Origin of the sequence: Streptomyces aureus (assembly GCF_001418135.1) — a bacterium.
Classification (GTDB): Bacteria; Actinomycetota; Actinomycetes; order Streptomycetales; family Streptomycetaceae; genus Streptomyces; species Streptomyces aureus_A.
This window is the reverse complement of the sequence record NZ_LIPQ01000186.1, coordinates 1-6,866: the sequence shown is the minus strand read 5'-3', so window position 1 is coordinate 6,866 and position 6,866 is coordinate 1. Positions and strand designations below refer to the sequence as shown.

Below are 6,866 nucleotides of genomic sequence, written 5' to 3'. Positions count from 1 at the left end.
GGGGGCGGAGCCGCGACCGCGAAAACGGACCGCGAAGCCTCCCCCACCCCCAAGCCCTGAGAGGCCCTAGCTGCCGAACCCCGTCCAGGCCGGGTGGCGGGGGTCGTCCGCGCGCACGACCACATCCGCCGCGTCGACTGGATCGACCTCCGTCTCGTACCGGGCGAAGGCCGGCAGGGTCCAGGTCTCCTCGGTGCGCCGGGCGAGCGCCGCGGCCGAGAGCCGCAGGTGCACGGTGAGGTCGAAGGGGAACCAGTGGCCGAGCAGGAACGGTCCGTGCAGCACGAGCACCCCGCCGGGCGGCAGCGTCACGTACGGGCTGCGGGTCGCGCGGTCCTTCACCGGGTCCCAGAAGTCGGGCAGCACCCGCCCGGTGCCGCCGGGCTCCAGCGGCCCGAAGACCTCCCGCCACAGCGCCCCGGTGTCGGTCCACCCGTCGTAGTACGCGTCCGGGTCCCGCTTCCCGTACTCGTACCGCAGCGAAGCGGGCCGCAGGAAGCCGCCGGTCCCCGCGACGAGGACGGAGCGCCCGCGTGTCCGCAGTGCCCCGGCGAGCTGTTCGGCGAACTCACCCCCGGGCGCGGCGGGCGGCCCGTCGACGGCGACCTTGAGCCAGCCGCTCCCGTCGGCCGGCGCGGCCCCGTCGAGCCGACGGGCGAGTGCCTCCGCCAGCCGTTCCCAGGTGATCGCCTCGTATCGCATCCCGCTCATCCTGCCCGCAGCTCCCCCTGACGTGTCCACGGCCGACACACCGGCATGACGGTGACCGGGCCCGGCGACGAGGAGGTGTGCCGTCGATTCTATGGGGACGTGCCGGGCATGACCGTGATCCAGAGGCCCTCGCGGCCCGCGGTGGCCTGTGGGGCGATCGGACATCGGCGCTTCCCCACCCCGACCGCCACGAGAACCGCTCGCGTTCCTCTCCCCCGGGCGCTGACGCCGCGCACGACGGCTTGACCTTGTCACTGGCGTCACTGTTCGACCATCAGCGCCATGAACACCACCACACCCACCAGGGTCGTCGTCGTCACCGGTGCGGGCACCGGCATCGGCCGGGCCACCGCCCGCGCGTTCGCCCGGCAGGGGGCGACGGTCCTCGCCGTCGGCCGCAGGGCCGAGCCGCTGCGGGAGACCGCCGAGGGGCGTCCCGGCATTCACCCGCACGTCGCGGACGTCACGGCGGAGGGCGCGGCAGAGGAGATCGTCCGCGCCGCCGTGACCGGCCACGGCCGCCTCGACGTGCTCGTCAACAACGCCGGGATCTCCCTCGGCGGCCCGCTCGGCACCCTCGACCGCTCCGTGATCACCCCGCTCCTGGAGACCAACCTCGTCGCCCCCGTCCTGCTGACGCAGGCCGCCCTCCCCTCACTCAAGGAGTCGCGGGGCGTCGTGGTGAACGTGACGACGACGATCGGTCAGCGCGGCTGGCCTGCCAACTCGGTCTATCCGGCGACCAAGAGCGCCCTGGAGACACTGACCCGCTGCTGGGCGGTGGAGCTCGCGCCCGACGGCGTCCGGGTGGTGGCGGTCGCCCCCGGTCCGATCGAGACCCCGATCGCGGATCACATGGGTCTCTCCCCCGAGCGGCTGCAGGCCTTGCGGGCCTGGCAGCTCGCACACGTTCCACTGGGCCGGATCGGCCGTCCCGAGGAGGTCGCCTGGGCGATCACCTCGCTCGCGGCGCCGGACGCCTCCTTCCTGACCGGCACCGTCCTGCCCGTCGACGGGGGTGCGCTGGTCGCGTGATAGGAGTGGTCGAGGAGGTGGCGTCCTTGCGCATCGGTGAACTGGCCCGGCGGAGCGGGGTGTCGCCGCGCGCCCTGCGCCACTACGAGGCGGCGGGCCTGATCACGTCGACCCGCGCGGCCAACGGATACCGGGTGTACGGCGCGGAGGCCGTGACGCGGGTCGCGAACATCCGGTACCTCCTGAACGCGGGCCTCACCCTGGACGACGTGTCCGCGTTCCGTTCCTGCCTTGACGGTGACATGCCCTCGGCCCCGCCGTCCGCCCGCGGCCTGGAGATCGCCCGCGAGCGGCTGGCCGTGCTCGACGCGCGGATCGCGGCACAGACCGAGGCCCGGAACCGGCTGGCACGAAGCCTGGGCGTGGTCTCGGACCGGGGCTGACACCCGGGGACGAGCCGATCCCCGGGGACGGGTTCATGCCCGGGGACGAGCCGATCCCCGGGGACGGGTTCATGCCCGGGGACGAGCCGATGCCCGACGACGGGCCGGTGCCCCGGGGTCCGGCTACGACCGGGCGGCCCGCACGGGCCGTTCCAGCGCCGCGTGCCCCGTCTCGATCGCCTCGGCGAGCGTCGACTCCCCGCCCGCGAGGGCCCGGCAGGTCGCCACGTCGGTCCGCAGCCGGGCGTCGGGCACCTCGGCCGTACCGGCGCCGTACACCCCGTCCCCGTACGACACGGCCCCGTCGTCCCCGACCCGTACGAAGAACTCGCCCTCGTCCAGGGTCACCTGGACGACCCCGGCGCCCAGCTCGGCGAGCGCCCCGAGGAGCGGGATCGCGTACCAGTGGGCGCGGACGGCGTCGGTGGGCCGCGGTTCGCCCAGGTCGGGCGCCCCCCAGGCGGCGAGGGTGCGCAGCACGGGCAGCAGGTCGCGGCCGCGGGGGGTGAGCTCGTACACGAACGCCGAGGCGGGCGGCGGCAGTCGGCGACGGGTGACCAGCTCGGCGCTCTCCATGTCCTTGAGGCGACCGGCGAGCATGTCGGTGCTGACGCCCGGGAGGTCGGCGTGGAGGTCGGTGTAGCGGCGCGGCCCGGCGAGGAGTTCGCGGACGACGAGCAGGGTCCAGCGGTCGCCGACGAGGTCGAGGGCGCGCGCTGCGGCACAGTGCTGGTCGTAGCTGCGGCGGCGTGGCTGACGTGGCATGCGACGCAGTCTAGACATGTTGTTGGACTTTCCAAGCTCGAACTTGGTAAAACCAAGCAACACTGATTCCGGGGACTTGGGGAGGTCGGACATGGAGTTCCGGCAGTCGAGCAAGCTGAGCGAGGTCTGTTACGAGATCCGGGGCCCGGTCATCGAGCACGCCAACGCGCTGGAGGAGGCGGGCCACAGCGTCCTGCGCCTCAACACCGGCAACCCGGCGCTCTTCGGCTTCGAGGCGCCCGAGGAGATCGTCCAGGACATGATCCGGATGCTCCCCAAGGCCCACGGATACACCGACTCGCGCGGCATCCTCTCCGCCCGCCGCGCCGTCGCCCAGCGCTACCAGTCCATGGGCCTGCCGGACGTGGACGTCGACGACATCTTCCTCGGCAACGGCGTGTCCGAGCTGATCTCGATGGCCGTCCAGGCCCTCCTGGAGGACGGCGACGAAGTCCTCGTACCCGCACCGGACTACCCGCTGTGGACGGCGGTGATCACGCTTGCGGGCGGCAAGCCCGTGCACTACCTGTGCGACGAGTCCGCCGACTGGTACCCGGACCTCGACGACATGGCGTCGAAGATCACCGACCGCACCAGGGCCATCGTGGTCATCAATCCCAACAACCCCACGGGCGCCGTCTATCCGAAGGAGATCCTGGAGGGCATCTTCGCGCTCGCCCGGCGCCACGGCCTGATGGTCTTCGCCGACGAGATCTACGACCAGATCGTCTACGACGAGGCCGTCCACCACCCGGCCGCCACCCTCGCCCCCGACCTGGTCGTCCTCACCTTCGGCGGGCTCTCCAAGACGTACCGGGTGGCGGGCTTCCGCTCCGGCTGGCTGGTCGTCACCGGCCCGAAGGAGCACGCCAGGAACTATCTGGAGGGCCTCACCATGCTGGCCTCCATGCGGCTCTGCCCCAACGCCCCCGCGCAGTACGCCATCCAGGCCGCGCTCGGCGGCCGGCAGTCGATCCACGAGCTGACCGCGCCCGGGGGCAGGCTGCGCGAACAACGCGACCGGGCCTGGGAGAAGCTCAACGAGATCCCCGGCGTCTCCTGTGTGAAACCGAAGGGAGCGCTGTACGCCTTCCCGCGCCTCGACCCCGCCGTGCACAAGATCCACGACGACGAGAGGTTCGTCCTCGACCTGCTCCTGCGCGAGAAGATCCAGGTCGTCCAGGGAACCGGCTTCAACTGGCCCCGCCCGGACCACTTCCGCATCCTGACCCTGCCGTACGCCGACGACCTCGACGCCGCGCTCAGCCGCATCGGCCGCTTTCTGAGCGGCTACCGGCAGTGACGTGACACCCCCTCGACTGTCATGATCTGAGGGCCTGAAGATCTTCGGGCCGATGGACAGGACGGCAGGACGGGAGGGGGCGCCCGGTCATGGATGTGGCGCTGATAGCGGTGGCGGGGACCCTGTTGGGCGTCATCGCCACACACTGGTTCCAGGGGCGGGCCACCGAGCGCACCGCCTCGCTGGCCCGGACCGAACAGCTCCGCCAGGAGCGGATCGCGACCTACAGCGCCTACGCGGGCGCGGTCGTCGACTACCGGCACAGCCAGAACGACCGCTGGTTCCGGGCGGCCGAGGAACCGGGCTCCGAGGAGGCGGAGGAGTCCCGGCACGCCTCCTACCGGCAGCGGACCGCCGCCCGGCAGGCCCTCTTCCGCGTGCAGTTGGTGTGCGACGACCCGCAGGTCCGACGACTGGCCGAGACCGCCTTCGAACAGACCCACTGCATGCACGAGGCGCGGGGAGAGACCGAGCGCGCCCGTCGCTCGGCGGAGGCGAAGGAAGCGCTCGCCGAGTTCATCGCCGCGGCCGCGCCCGGCGTGCGCTGAGCGGGGCCCGCACATGGATCTCGTCGCGCCCGTGGTCGTCGAGCCGCTCAGGCGCCGCCGCTGCTCCGAGTGCCTGCGGGGGCCCCTCGAACGGATGATCGTCGAGTTCAACGCCCCGGTCTGCCTCGACTGCGCCGACCTCGGGCATCTCGTCTTCCTGCGGCGGGGCGACACGGCGCTCACCCGCCGGGCCCGCGAGGGCAGCACGCTCTGGGCCGTGGTCGTGCGCCACAACCGGCGCCGTACCCGGTACGAGCGTCAGGGCCTGCTCGTCGAGGAGGCGGCGCTCGCCCAGGCTGAACTGTCCTGCCTGGCGGACGCGGAGGCCCGGGCCAGGCGCCGGGCACGGGACGCCGCACGGCGCGCGGCGCTCGACGTGGAGATCACCGAGGTCCTCAGGGCGGAGATCCTGCGGCTCTTCCCGTCCATCCCGGCGGACCGGGCCACGGAGATCGCCGTCCACGCCTCGGCGAAGGGCAGTGGACGGGTGGGGCGCACGGCGGCGGGCCGCTCGCTCGACCGCGGCGCCGTCACGGCCGCGGTGCGCGCCTCCGTACGCCATGTCGACACGCCGTACGACACCCTGCTGATGCAGGGAGTTCCCCGGCACCAGGCCCGGACGAGATTGGCGCCCGCCATCGAGGCGGTGCTCCGGGCCTGGCGTCGCGACGGCGGGGACGCCGACGGCCGGGGGCGCGGCTGACAACTCGGGTGTCAGCCCACGTCGGCCCGGCCGTGGGAGCGGAACCGTCAGGCCTGGTCCGCGGTGCGGCGGGCGCGACGGTACAGCAGGGCTCCACCGAGCAGCAGCGCGGCGCTCGCGGCGCCGGTGTACCCGATGCTGTCGGAGCCGGTGGAGGCCAGCGCGACCGTGCTCGTCTCACCCTGCGGAGCGGGGAGCGGGACGGGCTTCGCCGTCTCGGTCTCGGTCTCCGGCTGCGGAACCGGCACGTTCCGAACGGGGGTCTGCGGGCGCGGCGTCGGCGTCTCGACCGGCGGCGTCGGCTTCGAGGGGCCGTTGACCGCAGTGTTGCCGAAGACCGGGTTGAGGATGCCCACCACGTTGACCGAGTTGCCGCTGATGTTCACGGGGAGGTCGATGGGCAGCTGGAGGCCGTTCCCGGAGAGCACGCCGGGAGAGCCCGCGACGTGGGTCTCGGCCGTGGACCCACCGCCGTTGGCGGAACCGCCGTCGGAGGACCCGCCGCCGTGCGAACCGCCTGCCTGCTCTCCGCCGCGCGGGGTGCCGGGCTCGTCCTTGTGGGAGCCGCCACCCTCCTCCGAGCCGTAGCCGTCGGGCTCCTTCTCGGCGGAGCGGTTGGCACAGCCGTTGCCGAAGGCCGGGTTGAGCAGGCCGACGACGCTGACCGTGTTGCCGCAGACGTTGACCGGCACGTGCACCGGCAGCTGAACCGTGTTGCCGGAGCCGACGCCCGGCGAACCGACCGCGGCGCCCTGCGCGCCGGAGTCGGCGTGCGCGGCGCCGGCCGAGAGGGCGATCGCCCCACCCGTGACCAACAGTGTGGCCAGACCACTTCGGCGAATCTGCCTCATGGCTTCCTGCCTTCCGGAGGTGTGCGGGCAAGTGCCCGTACCGGAATCAACGCGACAAACGCACGTGCCGGATCCGGCCGTTGACGGGTTTCACTCCATCGAGTGGGCCCCGTTCGAGTGTGGGTCAGCGCCCCAGAAGATCGGTGAGCGCGCCGACCGGATCGTGGTCGGGGGCGCCGCGCGGCCACCAGTCCTCGCGGCCGGCGTCCGACTCGTAGCCGTACCAGAGGCCGTCACGGCCGAGGCGGAGCTGCAGGGACTCGGTGGAGAGCCGGTTGCGCCAGGGGCGGAACGCGGGGAAGTCGGAGGCGATCAGGGCCGGTCTGGCCCGGTCGAACGGACCCGCCGGCGGATCCCACGGCTCCTCGAGTACGGCGAGACCGGCGGCGCCACCCTGCCGCCAGGCGGCGACGGCCCTGGCGAGGTCGGTGGGCGTGCGGTCCAGCGCGTACGCCAGATCCCGGTAGAGGGCACGGGTCGAGGCGGTCAGCCCGGAACCGGGGTGCGCGGCGGCCAGCCGGACGGCGTCCTGCCACGGAGTGAGCGCGGCGACCGGATCGCGCCCGG

8 protein-coding genes and 1 pseudogene are annotated in these 6,866 nt (G+C 73.1%); 5 read left to right on the top strand and 4 right to left on the bottom strand.

What is annotated here, in order from left to right; translation table 11 throughout:
- Positions 1-66 precede the first annotated feature (66 nt).
- Positions 67-702, bottom strand: coding sequence for a hypothetical protein (locus tag AOK00_RS17295; RefSeq protein ID WP_055601208.1), 636 nt, complete (start codon positions 700-702; stop codon positions 67-69).
- A 291-nt stretch (positions 703-993) separates the two neighbouring features.
- Here AOK00_RS17295 and AOK00_RS17290 point away from each other — a divergent pair, with 291 nt between their 5' ends.
- Positions 994-1,746, top strand: a complete 753-nt coding sequence (locus tag AOK00_RS17290) for an SDR family NAD(P)-dependent oxidoreductase (RefSeq protein ID WP_055601207.1) — start codon at positions 994-996, stop codon at positions 1,744-1,746.
- A gap of 26 nt (positions 1,747-1,772) precedes the next feature.
- Positions 1,773-2,129, top strand: a complete 357-nt coding sequence (locus AOK00_RS17285) for a MerR family transcriptional regulator (RefSeq protein ID WP_055601219.1) — start codon at positions 1,773-1,775, stop codon at positions 2,127-2,129.
- Positions 2,130-2,252: 123 nt separating this feature from the next.
- On the opposite strand, the gene AOK00_RS17280 is transcribed toward AOK00_RS17285, so the two are convergent.
- Positions 2,253-2,894, bottom strand: a complete 642-nt coding sequence (locus AOK00_RS17280; protein WP_055601206.1) for a winged helix-turn-helix transcriptional regulator — start codon at positions 2,892-2,894, stop codon at positions 2,253-2,255.
- A gap of 91 nt (positions 2,895-2,985) precedes the next feature.
- On the opposite strand from AOK00_RS17280, the gene AOK00_RS17275 reads away from it, so the two are divergent.
- The 3 genes from AOK00_RS17275 (at position 2,986) to AOK00_RS17265 (ending at position 5,448) form a co-directional block, all read left to right on the top strand.
- Positions 2,986-4,197, top strand: a complete 1,212-nt coding sequence (locus AOK00_RS17275) for a pyridoxal phosphate-dependent aminotransferase (RefSeq protein ID WP_055601205.1) — start codon at positions 2,986-2,988, stop codon at positions 4,195-4,197.
- Positions 4,198-4,286: 89 nt separating this feature from the next.
- The gene (locus AOK00_RS17270) at positions 4,287-4,745 is read left to right on the top strand and encodes a hypothetical protein (protein WP_055601204.1); all 459 of its coding nucleotides are present in this window, start codon (positions 4,287-4,289) and stop codon (positions 4,743-4,745) included.
- A 13-nt stretch (positions 4,746-4,758) separates the two neighbouring features.
- Positions 4,759-5,448 carry a DUF2293 domain-containing protein gene (locus tag AOK00_RS17265; protein WP_055601203.1) on the top strand — a complete coding sequence of 230 codons (690 nt, stop codon included), beginning with the start codon at positions 4,759-4,761 and terminating at the stop codon, positions 5,446-5,448.
- 47 nt (positions 5,449-5,495) lie between these two features.
- On the opposite strand, the gene AOK00_RS17260 is transcribed toward AOK00_RS17265, so the two are convergent.
- On the bottom strand, positions 5,496-6,299 hold the full coding sequence (locus tag AOK00_RS17260; protein ID WP_055601202.1) for a chaplin: 804 nt from the start codon (positions 6,297-6,299) through the stop codon (positions 5,496-5,498).
- 124 nt (positions 6,300-6,423) lie between these two features.
- Positions 6,424-6,866, bottom strand: a pseudogene (locus tag AOK00_RS17255) (hypothetical protein); the annotation flags it as partial.

Coding starts and splice junctions, on each gene's coding strand:
- AOK00_RS17290 (WP_055601207.1), top strand. CDS start 994: ATGAACACCACCACACCCACCAGGGTCGTCGTCGTCACCGGTGCGGGC.
- AOK00_RS17265 (WP_055601203.1), top strand. CDS start 4,759: ATGGATCTCGTCGCGCCCGTGGTCGTCGAGCCGCTCAGGCGCCGCCGC.
- AOK00_RS17270 (WP_055601204.1), top strand. CDS start 4,287: ATGGATGTGGCGCTGATAGCGGTGGCGGGGACCCTGTTGGGCGTCATC.
- AOK00_RS17260 (WP_055601202.1), bottom strand. CDS start 6,299: ATGAGGCAGATTCGCCGAAGTGGTCTGGCCACACTGTTGGTCACGGGT.
- AOK00_RS17295 (WP_055601208.1), bottom strand. CDS start 702: ATGCGATACGAGGCGATCACCTGGGAACGGCTGGCGGAGGCACTCGCC.
- AOK00_RS17275 (WP_055601205.1), top strand. CDS start 2,986: ATGGAGTTCCGGCAGTCGAGCAAGCTGAGCGAGGTCTGTTACGAGATC.
- AOK00_RS17280 (WP_055601206.1), bottom strand. CDS start 2,894: ATGCCACGTCAGCCACGCCGCCGCAGCTACGACCAGCACTGTGCCGCA.